A 19494-nucleotide genomic window follows, 5' to 3' on the forward strand; every position below is an offset into this window, starting at 1 on the left:
GCGGGGCGACACCACCCACGGGAAGCGACAGACATGCTTGCATTCATCTTCAGACGCCTGCTGTCCGGCGTCATCCTCATCGCGGTGATCTCCTTCCTCGCGTTCGTCCTCCTCTACGCGGCCGGAGGCGACATCCCCCGCCGCATCCTCGGGGAGAACGCGACCGCCGAGACCGTCGCCAAGAAGGCCGAGGAGCTCGGCCTCAACCGGCCGCTTCTGACCCAGTACTTCGACTGGCTGACGTCGGCGTTCACCGGTGATCTCGGCCGCAGCTGGTTCAACGGAGAGCTGGTCACGACGAGCGTCACCAACCGCGTCGCCGTGACACTGTCGATCGTCATCGGCGCGACGGTGATCTCGGCGATCATCTCCGTCGTCGTCGGGGTCCTCGCCGCCCGCCGCGGCGGTGCCGTCGACGGCACCGTCCAGGTGTTCTCGCTCATCGGCTTCGCGATCCCCGGCTTCCTCATCGCCCTCTTCCTGGTGCTGATCTTCGCGATCAACCTCGGCTGGTTCAAGGCGACGGGGTACGTCCCGCTCACCACCTCGGTGCCGGGCTGGCTGTCATCGGTCACGCTGCCGATCATCGCCCTCTCGATCGGCGCGATCGCGACGGTCACCCAGCAGGTGCGCGGCTCGGTCATCGACGCCATGTCGCGCGACTACGTGCGGACGCTCCGCTCCCGCGGGCTGAGCACCAACTCGGTGGTCTACCGTCACGTGCTCCGCAACGCCGGCGGACCCGCCCTCGCGGTGCTGGCCGTGCAGTTCATCGGCCTTCTCGGCGGCGCGGTGATCGTGGAGCAGGTCTTCGCCATCCCCGGCATGGGCCAGCTCACCGTGCGGGCGACGACGCTCGGCGACATCCCCGTCGTCATGGCCCTGGTGATCGTCTTCGCGATCATCGTCGTCGTCGTCAACCTCCTCATCGACCTCGCCCAAGCGGCGCTGAACCCGAAGGTGCGACTGTCATGACCGCTGTCGACGTTCCCCTCGACGTCCCCGTCGCGCCGGTGCGCGTGGCGCTCTGGCGACGCCTCGTGCGGCGGCCTCTGGGGCTCGCCTCGCTCCTCTTCCTCGCGTTCGTGGCGGTCATCGCGGTCATCGGACCGTGGATCGCCCCGCAGGACCCCAACTACGCCGACATCCGCAACGTGCTGGCGCCGCCCAGTGCCGAGCACATCCTCGGCACCGACGGCAGTGGCCGCGACGTGCTGTCGCGGCTGCTGGTGGCGACGCAGATCAGCGTCACGGCAGCGCTCCTCGCCCTCGTCGTCGCCGTCGTCCTCGGCGTCACCAGCGGCCTCATCGCGGGCTACTACCAGGGCTGGTTCAACAGCACGGCGACGTGGGTGACCGAGCTGAACATGGCGCTTCCCGGCATCGTCGTGCTGCTGGCGGCCCGGGCGGTGCTGGGCCCGTCGGTGTGGATCTCGATGTTCATCTTCGGCATCCTGCTCGCCCCGGCGTTCTACCGCCTCGTGTACGCCTCCGTCACCGCCGTGCGCTCGGAGCTGTACGTCGACGCCGCACGCGTCTCGGGGCTCAGCGACACCCGCATCATCGGTCGGCACGTGCTGTCGGTCGTGCGAGCGCCCATCATCATCCAGGGCGCGATCATCGCGGGCATCGCCATCGCGATCCAGTCCGGACTGGAGTTCCTGGGCCTCGGCGACATCGGAGTCCCCACCTGGGGCCAGATGCTCAACGACGGGTTCAAGAACATCTACAAGGAGCCCATCCTGATGCTCTGGCCGTCGCTCGCGATCGGGCTCACGTGCATCGCGCTGACGCTGCTGGCCAACGTGATGCGCGACGAGCTCGAGCGCACGGTATCGGTCCGGCGCAAGCGCCGCCGCGCCGTCGCGACCGCGACCGGGTCCATCGCCGCCGTCACCACCTCGCTCTCGACCGGCGGCGGGGACGTCGTCGACCTCGATGAGCCGCCGATCTTCGAGAGCTCCGGCGTCATCGTCCACCAGGACGACGTGCGCAGCAAGGCGAGCGAGAAGGTGCTGGAGGTGCGCGATCTCCGCGTCGGCTACGACCAGCCGGACGGTTCGCACATCGAGGTCGTCCACGGCGTCTCGCTCGACATCCGCAAGGGGGAGGTGCACGGTCTGATCGGCGAGTCGGGCTCGGGCAAGACGCAGACCGCGTTCGCCGTGCTTGGCCTGCTCCCCCGGGGCGGTCACGTGACCGCCGGCTCGATCCTGTACGAGGGCACCGAACTCGCCGACGGCGACGAGCGCGCGTATGCCGGCGTCCGCGGCCAGCGCATCGGCTACATCCCGCAGGAGCCGATGTCGAACCTCGACCCCGCGTTCACGATCGGCAGCCAGCTGGTCGAGCCGCTGCGAAAGAACCTCGGGCTCTCGAAGAAGGCCGCCACCGACCGCTCGCTCGAGCTGCTGGCGCGGGTCGGCATCCCGAACCCGAAGCGCACGTTCGACGCATACCCGTTCGAGGTCTCGGGCGGCATGGCGCAGCGCGTGCTCATCGCCGGTGCGGTCTCGACCGACCCCGACCTGATCATCGCCGACGAGCCGACCACGGCTCTCGACGTGACCGTGCAGGCCGAGGTGCTCGAGCTGTTGCGTGACCTGCAGGCCGAGCGGCACATGGCCATGCTGCTCGTGACGCACAACTTCGGCGTCGTCGCCGACCTCTGCGACCGCGTCACGGTCATGCAGAGTGGCCTGTTCGTCGAGCAGGGACCCGTGCGCGCGATCTTCAACGACGCGCAGCACCCGTACACGCGGGCGCTGCTGGACGCGATCCTCGACGAGGGTCCCGCCCGAGGCCCGCTCGTCACTGTTCCGTCCACCGAGAAGGGAGCACGGGCATGAGCACTCCTGCGCCGCAGACGCCGCTGCTCGACATCAAGGACCTCGTCGTCGAGTACCCGGGCAAGGGCTTCCGGGCCCAGCCGTTCCGGGCGCTCAAGGGCGTCTCGCTCGACATCCTGCCGGGCGAGACCGTGGGGCTGGTCGGCGAGTCGGGATCGGGCAAGACCACGCTGGGCCGGGCCGCGCTCGGCCTCGCACCCGTCACCGAGGGCTCGATCCGCTACGAGGGCAAGGAGATCGCTCACCTGAAGCGGCAGGAGCGCCGCGCGCTCAGCTCCGAGATCCAGGTGGTCTTCCAGGACCCCTACTCGTCGCTGAACCCGTCGATGACGATCGAGCAGATCCTCACCGAGCCGCTGACGGCGGCCGGCGTCGCCGGCAAGGAGGCGAAGACCCGTGTGCACGACCTGCTCGACCAGGTCGGCCTCCCTGCCGACGCCCGCGGGCGCCTGCCGCGCGAGTTCTCCGGCGGCCAGCGCCAGCGCGTCGCGATCGCCCGGGCTCTCGCCCTGCGGCCGCGCCTCATCGTGTGCGACGAGCCGGTCTCGGCGCTGGACCTGTCGACCCAGGCGCGCGTGCTGGACCTGTTCATCGACATCCAGGACCGCACCGGCGTCGCCTACCTGTTCGTGACGCACGACCTCGCGGTGGTGCGCCACATCAGCCACCGGGTCGCCGTGATGTACCGCGGCGAGATCGTCGAGTCGGGCGACGGCGAGCGCGTCACCTCGCAGCCCGAGCACCCGTACACGCAGCGCCTGTTCATGGCCGCGCCGGTCCCCGACCCTGACAAGCAGGAGGAGCGTCGCATCGCGCGGCGCGCCCTGCTCGCCTCCGAGGCGGCCGCCGGCGCCGTCTGACCGACTCGGATGCCGCAGCCCGGCCCGGCCCGTGGGTGGCGGGCTGCGGCATCCGTCCTCTTGACCCTCCTCTGAGAAAGAACCTCTCCCGATGACCGACATCGCCACGCACCCCGACACGGTGCGCCACCTCGTACCGCTGCTCGAGCGCCTGACCCTCGAGCAGAAGGCGGCACTCGTGCAGGGCGCCGACTTCTGGACCACCGTCCCGCTTCCCGAGATCGGGCTGCGCGCGATGACGCTGTCGGACGGTCCGGCGGGCGTCCGCGGTCCCCGCTGGGACGAGCGCGAGCCGTCGCTCAACCTGCCGTCGGGGTCGGCGCTGGCCGCGTCGTGGGACGTCGAGCTGGCGTACCGGTACGGGGCGGCCGCGGCATCCGAAGCCCGGCGCAAGGGCGTCGACGTCGTGCTCGGCCCGACGATCAACCTCCATCGCTCGCCGCTCGGCGGCCGCCACTTCGAGTGCTTCAGCGAAGACCCGGAGCTGAGCGCCGAACTCGCCGCCGCGTACGTGCGGGGCCTGCAGGACAACGGGGTCGCGGCCACGCCCAAGCACTACGTCGCCAACGACTCCGAGACCGATCGCTTCACCGTCGACGTCCGCGTCGACGAGCGGGCACTGCGCGAGCTCTACCTCGTGCCGTTCGAACGCGCCGTCGAGGCCGGCGCCTGGACCCTCATGAGCGCCTACAACGCGGTGGGCGGCGTGACGATGACCGAGAACGACCTGCTCGAGACGCCGCTCAACTCCGAGTGGGGCTTCGACGGCGTCGTGATCAGCGACTGGACCGCCGTGCGCTCGCTCGACGCGGTGCCGGCCGCGCAGGACCTCGCGATGCCCGGTCCCGCCCCCGCGTGGGCCGAGCTCGTCGCGGCGATCCGCGACGGGCGCCTGAACGAGGCCGACCTCGACCGCAAGGTGCTGCGTCTGCTGCTGCTCGCGGAGCGGGTCGGCGCGCTCGGAGATGCCGCCCCCGTGGAGCCCGCGCCGCTCGACGGGCCTGCCTTCGCACGCGCCGCAGCGATCGAGGGCACTGTGCTGCTGCACAACCAGGGCGTTCTTCCCGTGGATGCCGCAGCCCTCGGTCGCGTCGCCGTCATCGGCCAGAACGCGCGCGAGGCCCGGACGCAGGGCGGCGGCAGCGCCACGGTGATCCCCGAGGCCGTCGTCTCGCCGCTCGACGCGATCCGCGCCGCGGTGCCGGGCGCCGACGTGCGGTACGAGATCGGCGCCGTCGTGCAGGAGGGCGTCGCCGAGATCCCGCTCGCGCAGCTGCGCAACCCGGCGACGGGCGAGGCGGGCATGCGCGTCGCGTTCTTCGACGCCGACGGTACCGAGCTCTTCGCCGAGAACCGCCGCTCGACCGCCCTGGTCTGGTTCGGCGGCGACGCGCCCATCGCGGCGAGCGCGACGGTGGTGTTCGAGACGCTGTACACGCCCGTCGAGACCGGCGAGATCGAGCTCGGCTTCGCCGGCGCGAACCCGGGCCGGCTGTTCGTGGACGAGCGCCTCGTGCTCGACGACGCGCCCGTGATCGAGGGCTCCGACCTCGGCGCCGCGTTCCTGAACCCGCCGTCGATCACCGCGACGGTGGCCGTCGAGGCCGGCCGCGAGACCGCCGTGCGCGTGGAGTTCACCCGCGCCGCCGCCGGTGCGCTGTCGGGTGCTCTGAGCGCGACGCTCGGCATCGCCCCCGAACGCACCGATCCCGCGGAGCTCATCGCCCGCGCGGTGGCGGAGGCCGCGGCATCCGATGTCGCGATCGTCGTCGTGGGCACCAACGCCAAGGTCGAGTCGGAGGGCTACGACCGCACCAGCCTCGATCTGCCCGGCCACCAGGACGACCTGGTGCGCGCGGTCGCCGCGACCGGGACCCCGACGGTCGTCGTCGTCAACGCCGGCTCGCCGGTCGTCCTGCCGTGGGCCGGCGACGTCGCCGCGATCGTGCAGGGCTACTTCGGCGGGCAGGAGTTCGGCCATGCCGTCGCTGACGTGCTGACCGGCGCCGCCGAGCCCGGCGGGCGCCTGCCCACCACGTGGCCGGCTGCCCTCGCGGACGTCCCGGTCACCGAGGTGGTGCCCACCGATGGACGCCTCGACTACCGCGAGGGACTGCACATCGGCTACCGCGCGTGGCTCAAGGCGGATGCCGAGCCGGCGTTCCCGTTCGGCCACGGCCTCGGCTACACGTCGTGGTCGTGGGGTACCGCGCAGCGCGTGGGCGACGTCGTCGAGGTGACGCTCGCGAACACCGGCGACCGCGCCGGCAAGCAGGTGGTGCAGGTCTACGCCGAGCGCGCCGACTCCGCGGTCGAGCGCCCCGCGCGCTGGCTCGTGGGATTCGCGACGGTGCACGCCGCGCCCGGCGAGACCGTGACCGCCGCGATCCCCGTGCCGTCGCGACGCCTCGCGCACTGGGCCGGCGAGTGGGTCGTCGAGCCGGGCGACTACACGCTGCGCGCTGGCGCCTCGGTCGCCGATCTCCCGCTTACCGTGAACTGGACGGCCGCGCAGTAGCGGCCGGACCTTCGCCGACGAGAGGACCTCGATGAACGACGTCACCACCGAGAACCTGCAGGGACGCGCCGACGAGCGCCTGAACGAGATCGTGGCACGCCTCGACGGCTTCCTCGCCGCCGACCCTGACCTGTCGTTCCAGGTCGCGGCGTTCCACCAGGGTGACCCTGTCCTCGACGCATGGGGCGGGCCGCACCTGGCCGAGGACTCGGTCACGGTGCCGTACTCCGTCACGAAGAACACGATCGGGCTGTCCATCGGCCTCCTGGTCGAGCGGGGCGAGCTGGATCTCGATGAGCGCGTCGCGCACTACTGGCCGCAGTTCGCCGCGAAGGGCAAGGACCGCGTCACGGTGCGGCAGCTGCTCTCGCACCAGGCGGGTCTTCCGCAGGCGACGCCGCCGCTGACGTGGGCGGAGCTGCTCGACGACCACGCCGCCGCTGACAGGCTCGCCGCGACGTGGGCGTTCTGGCAGCCGGGGAGCGCGTTCGGCTACCACGCCGTGACGATCGGCAACCTCGGCTCGGAGCTCGTGTACCGCGTCACCGGCCGCACGCTGCACGAGTTCTACGAGCAGGAGATCCGCGCACCGCACGGCATCGACTTCTATCTGGGCCTTCCGCCGGCGCACGAGGCGCGGCGGGTTCCGCTACTTCCGATGATCCGGCCGGTCGCCGACAAGACCGAGATGCAGCCGACCGCACTCGGCCTGTACACCTGGATCACCCCCGGCCCTCCCGTCGATCTCGCCAACGAGGAGGCGAGCTGGCGATACGGCCATCCGGCGGGTTCGGGCACCGGCACCGCGCGCGGTCTCGCCCGCCTCTTCGCCGCCGCGACGACCGGTGTGGAGGGCGCGGCCCCGTTCCTCTCGGCCGACACCGTGGCGCAGATCGGACAGCAGCAGGTGCACGGCTTCGACGAGGTGCTGGGCCTGCCCGACCGCGCGCACGCGATCATCTTCCAGAAGTCGACGGCGACGGTCCCCTTCGGCGGGCCGCGCGCCTTCGGCCATGACGGGGCGATGGGCGCGCTCGCCTGCGTCGACCCCGACACCGGCCTCGCCTTCGCCTGGACCATCGCGCGGGGCGCGTGGCCGGGTGGCGCGGACCCCCGCGCCGTCGCGCTCGCCCGGGAGCTCGGCATCCTGCTCTCGTCCTGAGCCCGTCCCCGTCCTTCCGAACCCGGAGCACCCCGTGACCACGCTGTACAACCCCCTCCTCAACGGCTTCCACCCCGACCCCAGCGTCGTCGCGGTCGACGGCGTCTACTACCTCGCCACCTCGACGTTCGAGTACCTGCCGGGCATCCCGATCCACCGCTCCACCGACTTCGAGACGTGGGAGCTGGTCGGGCACGTCGCCACGCGCCCGGGACAGCTGGCCGTCGAGGAGGTGCCGACCGCCGGCGGAGCGTGGGCGCCGACGATCCGGCACCGCGACGGCGTCTTCCACCTCGTGATCACCGACGCGATGGGGCGCGGGATGCTGCATTTCACCGCGACGGATGCCGCCGGCCCGTGGAGCGACGGCGACCTGATCCGCAGGGCCGACGGATCGGGCTCCGTCGACGGCATCGACCCCGATATCGCGTGGGATGCCGACGGCACGGCGTACATCACCTTCTCGGGCCTCCTGCTCGGCGGAGAGCAGGCCGGGCAGCATCTCGGCATCCAGCAGGTGAAGGTCGACCTCGATGACCACCTCGCGCTCGAGGAGCCGCGTTCGCTGTGGTCGGGCACGGGCGGCGGCTTCCCCGAGGCGCCGCACCTGTACGAGGTGGACGGGCGCTGGTACCTCATGATCGCCGAGGGCGGCACCGAGCGTGGCCACGGCATCTCGATCGCCCGCGGCGACTCGCCCGAGGGACCGTTCGAGACCGCCCCGCAGAACCCGCTGGTCACGGCACGAGGAACCACGCGCCCGGTGCAGAACACCGGTCACGGCGACCTCGTCGTCGGGCCCGACGGCGACTGGCTGTGCGTGCTGCTGGGCGTGCGACCGCGCAGCATGACGCGCGCGTTCTCCGCTCTCGGACGCGAGACGTTCGTCACGTCCGTGCGCTGGCAGTCCGACGGCTGGCCGGCGATCGACCCCGTGCTGCTCAACCCGCGGCCCGGCACGCGCGTCGAGATCGGGTTTTCACCGGATCGCGAGCTCGACGGCGAGTGGATCGCCGTGCGCGCGCTCCCCGCAACTCACGCCGACCTGACCTCGCGGCCGGGCCGGCTGACGCTCCGCGCCGACGGATCGACGCTCGACGACCCGCGACCTGTCTTCGTCGGGCGCCGCCAGGAGCACCTCACGAATGCCGTCACCGTCACCATGGACGTCACCGCCGGGGTCGGCGGGCTCGCCGTGCGCTACGACGAGCGTTTCCACGTCGAGGTCGAAGCGGGCGGCGGCGAGATCGTCGGCAGGGCCCGCATCGGCGGGCTCGTGCAGGAGTGGCGCGCGCCGTTCGGCGGCGGCACGCTCGAGCTCCACCTCGACTCGCGCAAGCCCGCGCCGGCGCAGGGCTTCCCGCGCACGAGCGATGTCTTCCACCTCGGCGCGACCGTCGACGGCGAGCGCGTCGAGCTGGGCGAGGTCGACGGCCGCTTCCTGTCGTCGGAGACCGCCGAGTCCTTCACCGGCCGCGTCATCGGCGTCTATGCCGTCGCCGGCGAGGTCGCCGTCGACCGCTGGATCGCCGAGGGCGACGACGACTGACGGATGCCGCGCACGGCGCTAGGCAGCGGTGACGGTGAGGATCACGCGCTGATACGCCTTGAGCGGGTGCTCGGCGGCGTCGTCCGACGCCTCGGCGATGACGTGGATCGTGTCGCCCGGCCGCGCATCCGCCGGGACCCGCACGACGGTCGTGGAGCCTTCGGCGGCCTCGAGTACGGCATCCGTCGTCCCCGCCTCGCGGTAGACCCACCAGCGCACCCGCACGGCGTCGCCGTCGGGATCGTCGACGGCCGCCGTCAGAGACACTTCGCCGCCGGCCGGAACGCCGAGGTCGGTGCCCTGCTCGATCTGCACGAGAGCGTGGTGGTTCGCTTCTTCGTACCGGGCGGCGACGCTCCAGCGCAGCCGCGCGGCGAAGTCGGCCTGCGCGTCGGCGAACCAGCGGGTGACGGACGCCTCGTCGCCGCCGCGTCCGAAACCGGAGTCTGCGATGGCCCACGTGTCGTCGCCGTCGTCGGTGCGCACGGCGAGGCCGCCCCAGCCACCGAACGCCGGGTGCTCGTGGCCGCGCAGTCCGGGCACGAGCAGGTTGAGCATGTTGGTGGTGTCGCCCTCCGAGATCCACTCGCCCGCCGGCTGCGGATCCATCCAGACCTGGTAGCCGAGGTCGCGGAGCTCCTGGGCCGTGCGCCCCGAGAGGTGGAAGTAGTCGGTGACGTCGCCCGGCACCATCTGGCGCCCGTCACCCCAGACGCGGTACAGCGCGCCGAGGGGTCCGACGCTCGTCACGTTCTCGCGCATCCAGTCGGCGCCGAGCAGGTGGTGATCGGCGGCGGGGACGGTGCGGCGCGCCATGTAGCCCCAGGCCAGGGTGGCGACCTCGACCACGCGGATGCCGGGCCAGGCCTGGGCGATGTACTCGTCGTAGGTGGCGTCCTGCGAGGCGAACTTGGTGATCACCGCCTTCGCCGAGACCTCGGCGCGGACCCTCTCCCCGTCGTCCGACCCGCGAAAGCGCTCCTCGATGGACAGCAGGGCGCGGGCGACGGTGCTCGGTCCCGCCCACAGCTGCAGGAAGAGCGGACCGGGGCGATCGTCCAGCAGCGCGTCGGCGATGAGCCGCGAACCGGGCGACTCCTCCGACATGTCGCCTTCGAACGCGACGTTGCCCTCGCGGATCACCGAGCGCAGCCGTTCGGGGCTCGGATAACGGGGGTCGTGGACGACCAGGTTCGGGTGCACCTCCGCATATGCGTCGACCGCGTCGTCGATGAACCTCTCGCCCGGCGCCCAGCGCCACGAGGTCTGCGGCTCGTCGTACTCGCGATCGGGGAGGAAGAACGTCGCGCCCGACCCGTCGCCGCGCCAGTGGAACCGGCTGCTCGCGTAGATGAGGCCCTCGATCTCGAGCTCGTTGCTGTACAGCAGCAGCCGGATCATCGAGTTGAGGTCGTCGAGCTCGGGATCCGCGGTGATGATCGTCCGTGGCCGCGCCCTGGTACTCGTCATGGTCATGAAACGCCCCCCTGCCACCGCTCGAACTCGGCGAGCTTCAGATACATGTCCTCGAACATCAGCCGCGTGTCGACCCAGGTGTAGACCCGCATCGGGCGGGAGCCGGCGACATCGCTGTAGGCGCCGTCGTCGCCGAGCGCGGGTGTCGGCCGCTGGACGTACCTGCTCGAGGAGGGATCCGGCTCGAACACCGACTGCAGCGCGGTGAGCAGCACCAGCGGGGAGTCGCCGAGGGCGTACGTCTCCGACGCGCCGCCCAGGTGCGGGGCGACCATCGCGCACACGGAGGCGACCTCGTCGTAGAGGTACCGCCCGAGCGGACCCGCCGCCGCCACGCGGACGCGCAGCTCGGCATCCGACACCAGGCACTGCCGGTAGACGTCCCGCGGCACCTGCCACAGCGGCATCGTCGAGTCGTTGAACACGACCTGCCCGGCGACCGGGTCGATGAGCAGGTTGTACTCGATCGGCATGGGGTCGGGCGGCGGCACCGCGAGGCCCTCGTGCTCGGCGCCGCCGATCCAGACGAGCGTCAGGCGATCCGCGATGCGCGGCTCGGTGAGGTACGCCGAGGCGATGTCGGTGAGACCGCCGCCGGCGACGTAGAACAGGGGGCTCGAGACGTCGTCGCGCAGGGCTTCGGCGATGATCGCGTCGACGGCCGCGGCGTGCTGGGGGGTCGAGCGGTCCTGCAGCGGCTCGTCAGACCCCGCGACGATGACCTCGGCCGACGTGAGTCCCATGCGTGAGAAGACGTCGCGGACCACCGCCTCGGCGTTCTGCGCACTCCGGCCGGAAGGGTCGAACGGGTCGTCCGCGCGCAGGTGCGAGGCCACCACGAGACGGATGTCGACGCTCGGCGAGAGCAGGTGATGCACGAGCTGGTAGAGGTCGTCGGGGTCGCCCGCGAAGTCGTTGTCGATGATGACGCGCGCACGCGGCGGTCCGACCGGCGGGATCTGCTGCCAGGGCGTCTCGCCGATACTCCAGGTGTGCGCGGGGCGGTCCGTCGGGCGCGTGGCCCCGCTCGGAATCTGCGTCATCGTCGACTTCCCTTTCGCCGCGGCGTCACGAACGATCTCGTCGGCAACTGTAACACCGGTTGACCAATCCCGAACGCCCGTGCGACGCACCGATGTGACAGGTCAGCGCGGCTCGCGGACCCCGATCCGCTCGAGGTGAGCGTTCGTAAAGCGGCCGTCGGGGTCGAGTCGCTCGAACACCGCGCGCGCGTCGGCCAGACGCGGATGGACGCGCTCCATGGCGGCACGGTCGAAGCCGTGCAGCTTGCCCCAGTGCGGCCGGGCGTGGAACGGCTCGAGCGCCGCCTCGATGCGCCCGAGGGCGGCGGCGACCTCGTCGGGGTGGTTGAACCAGGTGAAGTGGATGATCACGACGTCGCGACGGTAGGCGGGGCTCAGCCACAGCTCGTCGGCGGCGGCGGTGCGCAACTCGGTCCAGATGAGGTGAGGGCGGATGCCGTCGCCCAGGGCCCGCACCGCGTTCAGCGCGGCGGGCGCATCGGCGCGGGCGACGAAGTACTCGCTCTGGATCTCGTCGCCGAACGAGGGCTGGGCGTCGAGGCGGAAGTGCGGCAGACGCAGCATCCACGGCCCCGGGACGCCGGCGAGCTCGGTGACGTTGTCCTCGACCCCGAGCGGCGAGTCGCCGGTGAGCGCACGGACGCCGTCGAAGATCGTGTCGGGCACGACGTCGTCGTCGGCGTCGAGGCGCGTCTTGATCCACACGTAGCCGACCGACGGCTCCTCCCACCGCGAGAACACCGACACGCTGTAGCCCGCAGAGGTGAGCTCGTCGTAGTGCGCGAGCGCGGCATCCCAGCTGACTCCGGTGTAGATGTCCTGCCGGACGCGGAAGGCGGGCTCGATGTCCAGCGTCAGCGACACGACGATGCCGTACGCACCGAGGCCGACGACGAGCGCATCGAAGTCGGCGTCTCCGCGGTGCACCTCGTGGAGCTCGGCGTCGGCACCCACATAGCGCAGGGCGCGGACTGAGGCCGAGAGCACCGGGTTCGCATCGCCCGACCCGTGCGTGCCGGTCGCCGTGGCGCCGCCGACGTTGATGTGCGGAAGCGACCCCATGTTGCGCAGCGCCCAGCCGCGGTCGTCGAGCCACACCGCGAGCACGCCGTAGCGGATGCCGGCGGGCACGGTGACCGCCTGCGCGGCCTCGTCGAGCTCGAACTCGGCGGCGAAGCCGGTCACGTCCACGAGCGTGCCGGTGGTGTCGGGCAGGTCGGTGAACGAATGGCGTGTGCCCAGCGGTCGGACGCGCCCCGGCTCGCGGAGCACCCGCTGCACGTCGTCCACCGACGTCGCGTCGACGATCCGCGGCGCGGAGTACTCGTAGGTTCCCGCCCAGTTGCGCGCCACGGCGCCTCCTTCAGTGCTCGATACGGGGTTCAGGGAGCGGCTTCGGCGGCGAGGCGCTGGGATGCGGTCGCCATGTGCGTCGCCATGGCCGAGGCCGCGGCATCCTCATCCCCCGCCTCGATCGCCCGGAAGACGGTGCCGTGCTCGTCGATCGCGATGCGCGCCTCGGCGTCGTCGTGCACCGCGCGATCGGCGTACACCTGCAGCAGCGAGCGCACGACGTGCAGCAGGTCGACGAGCGTGTCGTTGCCGGCAGCGGCGGCCAGCGCGTTGTGGAAGTCCAGGTCGGCGCGGGCGAAGGACTTGAGGTCGCTGACACCGCTGCGCATGCGGGCCAGCGAGCCCGACAGCGAGGACAGATCGGATGCCGTCGCCCGGCCGGCGGCGAGGCGGGCGACGTAGATCTCGAGCCCCGAGCGCAGCTCGAGCAGCTCCGCGGTGTTCTTGCTGCCGATGAGCAGACCCCAGCGCAGCGTCTGCGGCAGCAGTTCGCTGGCAGTGCCGCGCAGATACGTGCCCGAGCCCGGTCGCACGTCGACGATGCCGAGGATCTCCAGCGCAGCGAGGGCCTCGCGCACCGCGGATCTGCCGACGCCCAGGGTGGACGCGAGCTGGCGCTCGGGCGGCAGGCGGGTCCCGGCCTCGAGATCGCCGCTCGTGAACAGGTCCATGAGCCGCCGCGCCACCTCCGAGACCGGCGTGCCGCTGGGCAGCGCGCCGAGCGCAGCGGTGATCTCGGCCGAGCGGTCGTCGGGATAGGCGGGCATGCGAACAACCTACGGCAGTCGCGGCATTCACGGGATTGCTTTCGGTCAACCGGTTTGTCAGACTGTCGGCAGGCGACGATGGTCGCCTTTCTCACGGGTTTGTGAGAAAACGTTTCCTGACGCTCGATGACGAGAGGCGATCACGATGAAGTTCCGGAGCAGGAAGCTCATGGCGGGCACGGCGGGGGTGGCTCTGGCCGCCCTCGTGGGATTGACAGGATGCGCCTCGGGCGCGCCGGCCAGCACGCAGCCCACCCTCGACCCCGACGAGGAGGTCTCGATCACCTTCACGTTCTGGGGCAACGACGTGCGCGCCGAGTTGTACAACGAGGCGATCGCGGTCTTCGAGGAGCAGCACCCCAACATCGACGTCGACATCATCTTCCTCGCGCCCACGGACTACTGGGAGAAGCGGCAGATCGAGGCGGCCGGCTCGGGGCTGCCCGATGTCGTGACCATGGACCTGGCGTACCTGCGGCAGTACTCGCAGAGCGGGTCGCTGCTCGACCTCGAGCCCTACCTCGGCACCATCATCCAGACCGACCCGATCGATGCGCAGGTGCTGTCGGCCGGAGTCGTGGACGACGTCACCACCGCCGTGCCCCTCTCGACGAACTCGTGGGGCATGTTCCTCAACACCACGCTGCTCGACCAGCTCGGCGTCGAGCCTTTCACCGACGGCACGTGGGACGACTACTACGACTGGATCGCCGAGGTCAGCGACGCCGCGAAGGCCGCGGGCGTCGACGTCTGGGGCGGCGTGGATCCGACCGGGCGCATCGAGAACTTCGAGCTGCAGCTGCGCGCCGAGGGCGACAACCTGTTCGACGAGGACGGCACGCCCGGCTTCGACGAGGAGCGGCTCGCGGAGTTCTGGGAATCCGTCTCCGCGCAGCGCGACGCCGGCCAGCTCGTTCCCCAGCAGCGCATCGCCGAGGTGCAGCCGCTGACGGCGTTCGACAGCGCGCTGAGCGCCAGCGACGCGACGTGGGACAACACCGGCGCCGGGTTCCTCGCGAACCTGGGCGAGGGTTACGAGATCGAGCTGATCGCTCCCCCGCTCTCGGTGGAGGACGGCAAGGATCTGTACCTCAAGGCCTCGCAGATGTACTCGATCGCGTCGAACTCGGAGCACCCCGCTGCTGCCGCGACGCTGATCGACTTCCTCATCAACTCGCCGGAGTCGGGTGAGATCTTCGGCACCAACCGAGGCCTCCCCGCGTCGGAGACGGCGCGCGAGTCCGCGAACCTCGACGAGCTCAGCCAGACCATCGCGGACTACGAGGCATCGATCGCCGACCGTCTGGGCGCCGCGCCGCCGGTGCCGATCGTCGGCTACGGCTCGCTGCACGAGAAGTTCCGCGAACTCGGGGAGGAGCTGAACTTCGGGACGATGACCGTGGACGAGGCCGTGGCGCAGTTCTTCGCCGAGATGGACGTCGTCGTCAGCAGCCAGTAGTGCCGGTCGTGCGGGGCTGGCCGTTTCGCCCGCCCCGCACCTCGTCACCGACCGCAGAGGAGCCCCCGTGACCGGGACCGATCCGCTTCCCGCCCCTCTTTCCGGCTCGCCGGCCCCCCGGCCTTCTCTCGGCATCCAGGGACCGGTCGTGGCCTTCCAGGACCCCTGGGCCGGCGGCGCCTCGGACGCGATCATGCGCACGGGCACCGGCATCCCGATCCCGTCCCAGGATCCGGCGCCGAGCTCCGCCGACTTCGTCGCGGCGCTGCGCGAGCTGGGCGCCGACTTCTACGTGCACCATGTGATCCCGACCGTGCACGACCACGCCGCGCTGTTGCGCGACCTCGACGAGGCCGGGATCGACGTCGTGCTGGGCAACGAGTACGGCAACATCAACGGCCCCTACGTCGAGGGCACGAACCGCTACGACCTGCCGGCGGACCTGCTGCGAGATGCCACCGCCTCGGGCCGCCTGGCCGGCGTGCTGTACGACGAGCCCGAGCACCTGCAGATCCACGCCGATCAGTACCGCGCGGACGCGCACCTGCCCCACTTCGGGCAGACGGACGGGCTCGGCGCCGAGGACGCGATCGCCGTGATCGACACCACGGTGCGCGACATCGTGCGGGATGTCGACGCCGCCGTCGCCGGCTCCGGTGGCGCCGCAGTCCCGGTGCTCGCCGAGCAGGTGTTCCCGGTGATGTTCCACACCCTCGCGCGGGCCGGGATGACTCCGGCGCCGAAGGTCATGAAGGAGTCCTTCCAGCCGCTGCAGCTCGGGACCGCCCTCGGTGCGGCACGGCAGTACGACCGCGAGCTCTGGATCTGCGCCGACCTGTGGGGCCCCGACGTGGGGCCGTGGCTCACGCGCGCGCCGGGCTTTCCCGGCCACTCCCCCGCCGAGTTCGCCTCGGCCCTGCGGCTCGCCTACCTGTTCGCGCCCACCCGCCTGTTCGTCGAGAACATCGACGTGCTGGTCCGCCACCGCGGCGCGGGCGCGTTCGAGCGCACCGCCCACGGCGAGGTGTGGCAGGAGTTCGCGCGCAACTTCGTGCCCCGGCATCCGCTCCACTGGAGCCATCGCGACGCACGCGCCGACGTCGCGCTCGTGCACGCCGACGACAGCGACTTCGGGCGCGGCGAGCGCCCGTTCGGCAACCGCGCCGCGACCGCGCCCGCTGCAGCGCGGAGCGTCTTCGCGGCATGGCACGCGCTCAGTCACGGGCAGCTCCCCGACCACGGCAGCTGCCTGCACATCCCGGGCTACGACTTCCCGCGCCATCAGCTCAACGGGATCGAGCGCTCGCGGTTCCCCCTCGACGCGGGCGCGCCCGCGCAGACCCGCCTGCACGGGCTCTTCCAGGCGACGCGGAGCGTGCTCGTCTTCGACGAGCACGTGCGGGCGGACCAGCTCGCGGATGCCGGCCTGATCGTCGTCGCCGGCAGCCGCCTGCCCGGCGCGACGCTGGAGGCGCTCCGGGTGCGAGCGGATGCCGGCGCGACAGTGCTCGTGGCCGCGTGGCTGTGCGACGGGGAACGCGCGAAGAGCGAGCGCGTCGGGCGCGGAAAGTGGGTCGTGTACGAGACCTTCGACGAACCCGATGCGCAGGAGGCGGTCGCCGCTCACGCCGGCGCGGCTGACGTGTGGACCCAGCGCTTCGCCGAGGTGGAGCTGCGGATCCGCGCCGCGAGCCCGGGCGGCGAGACGCTCGACTTCGAGATCGCGGACGCCCCGCGGGCACTGATCGGCTGACGCGCGGCATCGGATCCTCGCTTGCAATTGGTCAACCGGTTTGTCACAATAGTGCGGTCAACCACCTCGATCACCGTCGATGAGCAGGAGTCACCGTGGACCAGAACCAGACCGTCGCCGACGCGCCGCCCGTCGCGCGCTCCGCGATCCGAAAGGTGTCGACGCGCCTCGTGCCGTTCGTGGCGCTGATGTTCTTCATCAACTACCTCGACCGCACCGCGATCGGTTTCGCCGCCCCCAACGGCATGAACGAGGACCTCGCTCTCAGCGCCGCTCAGTTCGGGTTCGCGTCGGGCGTCTTCTTCATCGGCTACATCCTGCTCGAGGTGCCCTCGAACCTGGCGTTGCACAAGTTCGGCGCCCGCCGCTGGCTCTCGCGCATCATGGTCAGCTGGGGCATCGTCGCGCTGCTGTTCACCTGGGTGCAGAACTTCGAGCAGCTGGTCGTGCTGCGCTTCCTGCTCGGTGTCGCAGAGGCCGGATTCTTCCCCGGCGCGATCCTCTTCCTCAGCCTGTGGGTGCCCGCGCAGTACCGCGGACGCATCCTCATGCTCTTCTACCTGGCGCAGCCCCTCACCACCGTGATCGGCGCCCCGCTCGCCGGCTGGCTCATCCAGCAGCACGGCGCCTTCGGGCTCGAGGGCTGGCGCTTCATGTTCCTCGGCGTGGCGATCCCCGCCATCGTCGTGGGCGTCATCGCGTGGTTCTACCTCAAGGACAAGCCGGCCGATGCGAAGTGGCTGACGCGCGACGAGCAGGTCTGGCTCACCGACGCGCTCCAGAAGGAGACGTCGGCGACGCAGAAGAAGGAGCACGGCCACGTCTCGGCGCGCTTCGCGTTCAAGAGCGGTCGCGTGTGGGTGCTCTCGTTCATCTACTTCGGCTTCATCTACGGCCTCTACGCGCTCGCCTTCTTCCTGCCGACGATCATCGAGGGCTTCCAGTCGCAGACGGGCCAGACCTTCGACACGCTGCAGAAGGGCCTCATCACCGCGATCCCGTACCTGCCGGCCGCGATCGTCATGTACTTCTGGTCGCGCGACGCGTCCAAGCGGGGCCTCAAGACCTGGCACATCGCGGGTCCGGCGATCGCGGGTGCGATCAGCATCCCGCTCGCATTGTTCGCCGGCTCGCCCGCGGCGACCATCGCGGTCATCACCGTCACGGCGTGCGCGATCTTCGCCGCCCTGCCGAACTTCTGGACGCTTCCCACCCGCTTCCTCACCGGGGCGGCGGCAGCGGCGGGCGTCGCGCTCATCAACACGATCGGCAACCTGGCGGGCTTCTCCGCGCCGTTCGTGACGGGCGCGGTGCACGACTGGACCGGCGGGTACGAGGTGCCGATGTTCATCGTCGGCTTCGTCATGCTCGTGTCTGCCGTGCTCATGGTCCTGCTCGCCCGCAGCAACCGCATCAACCCGGTCACGGTCGACGAGACGGCGACGGATGACGCGGCCGCCGTCGACGCGGACGCCCTCCGCTCCGCGGCCGACCCGAAGGGCGACGCCCGATGACGCGCCTCTGGAACGAGCCCGCCGACTTCGCCGACGAGATGATCGACGGCTTCGTCGCGGCCAACGCGCGATACGTCCGACGCGTCCCGGGCGGCGTGGTGCGCAGCACGACCTCGCCGGCAGGACAGGTCGCCGTCGTGATCGGCGGCGGGTCGGGCCACTACCCCGCGTTCGGCGGGCTCGTCGGTCCGGGGCTCGCGCACGGCGCGGCCATGGGCAACCTCTTCGCCTCGCCGTCGACGCAGCAGGTGCACGCGGTGGCGAAGGCCGCCGACAACGGCGGCGGCGTGTTCTTCACCTACGGCAACTACGCCGGCGACGTGCTCAACTTCGACGCGGCGCAGTCGCGCCTGCGCACCGAGGGCATCGCGTGCGAGACGGTCACGGTGACCGACGACATCGTCAGCGCCACGCCCGACGAGAAGCACAAGCGCCGCGGGATCGCCGGCGACCTCACCGTGTTCCGCATCGCCGGGGCCGCCGCAGCGGACGGCGCCGACCTCGCCGAGGTCACGCGGCTCGCGCAGCACGCCAACGAGCGCACGCGGTCGTTCGGCGTCGCGTTCACCGGCTGCACGCTGCCCGGCGCCGAGGAGCCCCTGTTCACCGTTCCCGATGGCCGGATGGCGATCGGGCTCGGCATCCACGGCGAACCCGGCATCGACGAGACCGGCATCCCCACGGCCGACGGCCTGGCGGAACTGCTCGTCGAGAAGCTCCTCGCCGAGGTGCCGGATGGGGTCGACGCGGTCCGGGGGGCCCGCGTCGTCCCCATCCTCAACGGCCTGGGCTCGCTGAAGTACGAGGAGATGTTCGTCGTCTTCCGGCGCATCGCCCAGCTGCTCACGGATGCCGGCATCGACATCGTCGACCCGCACGTGGGCGAATACTGCACGAGCTTCGACATGGCCGGCACGTCGCTGACGCTGTTCTGGCTCGACGACACGCTCGAGTCGCTGTGGGAGACCGCGGTCGACACCCCGGCCTACCGGCGCGGCTCGGTCGCTCCCCAGGAGCGGTCCGACGCTGCGGCCGCGGCCGACGTCGCCGACGTCATCGAACCCGGCGACGAGGCATCCCGTGCCGCCGCCGGCACCGTGCTGGCCGCCGTGCGCACGATCGCCGACACCGTCGACGCCCACGTCGACGAGCTGGGCCGGCTCGACGCGATCGCCGGCGACGGCGACCACG

At 71.3% G+C, this 19494-nt stretch carries 14 protein-coding genes; 10 read left to right on the forward strand and 4 right to left on the reverse strand.

Annotated elements, in window-relative coordinates:
* Positions 1 to 33 precede the first annotated feature (33 nt).
* The 6 genes from VIP82_RS12055 (at position 34) to VIP82_RS12080 (ending at position 8938) form a co-directional block, all read left to right on the forward strand.
* Positions 34 to 975, forward strand: coding sequence for an ABC transporter permease (locus VIP82_RS12055; RefSeq protein ID WP_331908862.1), 942 nt, complete (start codon positions 34 to 36; stop codon positions 973 to 975).
* Positions 972 to 2849 (forward strand): dipeptide/oligopeptide/nickel ABC transporter permease/ATP-binding protein, encoded by a 1878-nt coding sequence (locus VIP82_RS12060; protein WP_331908864.1) that lies wholly within the window; start codon positions 972 to 974, stop codon positions 2847 to 2849. Before VIP82_RS12055 ends, VIP82_RS12060 begins: the two co-directional genes overlap by 4 nt.
* The gene (locus VIP82_RS12065; RefSeq protein ID WP_331908866.1) at positions 2846 to 3709 is read left to right on the forward strand and encodes an ATP-binding cassette domain-containing protein; all 864 of its coding nucleotides are present in this window, start codon (positions 2846 to 2848) and stop codon (positions 3707 to 3709) included. Before VIP82_RS12060 ends, VIP82_RS12065 begins: the two co-directional genes overlap by 4 nt.
* A 91-nt stretch (positions 3710 to 3800) precedes the next feature.
* The gene (locus VIP82_RS12070; RefSeq protein ID WP_331908868.1) at positions 3801 to 6227 is read left to right on the forward strand and encodes a beta-glucosidase; all 2427 of its coding nucleotides are present in this window, start codon (positions 3801 to 3803) and stop codon (positions 6225 to 6227) included.
* 31 nt (positions 6228 to 6258) lie between these two features.
* Entirely contained in the window at positions 6259 to 7389 is a 1131-nt protein-coding gene (locus tag VIP82_RS12075) for a serine hydrolase domain-containing protein (RefSeq protein ID WP_331908870.1), read from the forward strand.
* Between the two features lie 34 nt (positions 7390 to 7423).
* A complete protein-coding gene (locus VIP82_RS12080) occupies positions 7424 to 8938 on the forward strand; it encodes a glycoside hydrolase family 43 protein (protein ID WP_331908872.1) in 1515 nt (504 codons plus the stop codon).
* Positions 8939 to 8956: 18 nt separating this feature from the next.
* Here VIP82_RS12080 and VIP82_RS12085 read toward each other — a convergent pair whose 3' ends face one another.
* The 4 genes from VIP82_RS12085 to VIP82_RS12100 all read right to left on the reverse strand — a co-directional run bounded on the left by VIP82_RS12085 (position 8957) and on the right by VIP82_RS12100 (position 13577).
* On the reverse strand, positions 8957 to 10414 hold the full coding sequence (locus tag VIP82_RS12085; RefSeq protein WP_331908874.1) for a DUF1593 domain-containing protein: 1458 nt from the start codon (positions 10412 to 10414) through the stop codon (positions 8957 to 8959).
* A complete protein-coding gene (locus VIP82_RS12090; RefSeq protein WP_331908876.1) occupies positions 10411 to 11457 on the reverse strand; it encodes a nucleoside hydrolase in 1047 nt (348 codons plus the stop codon). The genes VIP82_RS12085 and VIP82_RS12090 overlap by 4 nt, the downstream gene beginning before the upstream one ends.
* A gap of 102 nt (positions 11458 to 11559) precedes the next feature.
* Positions 11560 to 12810, reverse strand: a complete 1251-nt coding sequence (locus VIP82_RS12095; protein WP_331908878.1) for a D-arabinono-1,4-lactone oxidase — start codon at positions 12808 to 12810, stop codon at positions 11560 to 11562.
* 29 nt (positions 12811 to 12839) lie between these two features.
* Complete coding sequence (locus tag VIP82_RS12100; RefSeq protein WP_331908880.1) at positions 12840 to 13577, reverse strand: FadR/GntR family transcriptional regulator; 738 nt, start codon at positions 13575 to 13577, stop codon at positions 12840 to 12842.
* Between the two features lie 145 nt (positions 13578 to 13722).
* Between VIP82_RS12100 and VIP82_RS12105 the strand changes: the two genes are divergently transcribed.
* From VIP82_RS12105 to VIP82_RS12120, 4 genes are all read left to right on the forward strand, one after another.
* Positions 13723 to 15036 carry an ABC transporter substrate-binding protein gene (locus VIP82_RS12105; protein WP_331908882.1) on the forward strand — a complete coding sequence of 438 codons (1314 nt, stop codon included), beginning with the start codon at positions 13723 to 13725 and terminating at the stop codon, positions 15034 to 15036.
* A gap of 67 nt (positions 15037 to 15103) precedes the next feature.
* On the forward strand, positions 15104 to 16789 hold the full coding sequence (locus VIP82_RS12110; protein ID WP_331908884.1) for a hypothetical protein: 1686 nt from the start codon (positions 15104 to 15106) through the stop codon (positions 16787 to 16789).
* A 95-nt stretch (positions 16790 to 16884) separates the two neighbouring features.
* Entirely contained in the window at positions 16885 to 18303 is a 1419-nt protein-coding gene (locus VIP82_RS12115) for an MFS transporter (protein ID WP_331908886.1), read from the forward strand.
* A partial coding sequence (locus VIP82_RS12120; RefSeq protein WP_331908888.1) for a dihydroxyacetone kinase family protein occupies positions 18300 to 19494 on the forward strand: 1195 nt, incomplete at its 3' end. The genes VIP82_RS12115 and VIP82_RS12120, both read left to right, overlap by 4 nt.

It is taken from the genome of Microbacterium sp. (assembly GCF_036566905.1).
Lineage (GTDB): Bacteria > Actinomycetota > Actinomycetes > Actinomycetales > Microbacteriaceae > Microbacterium.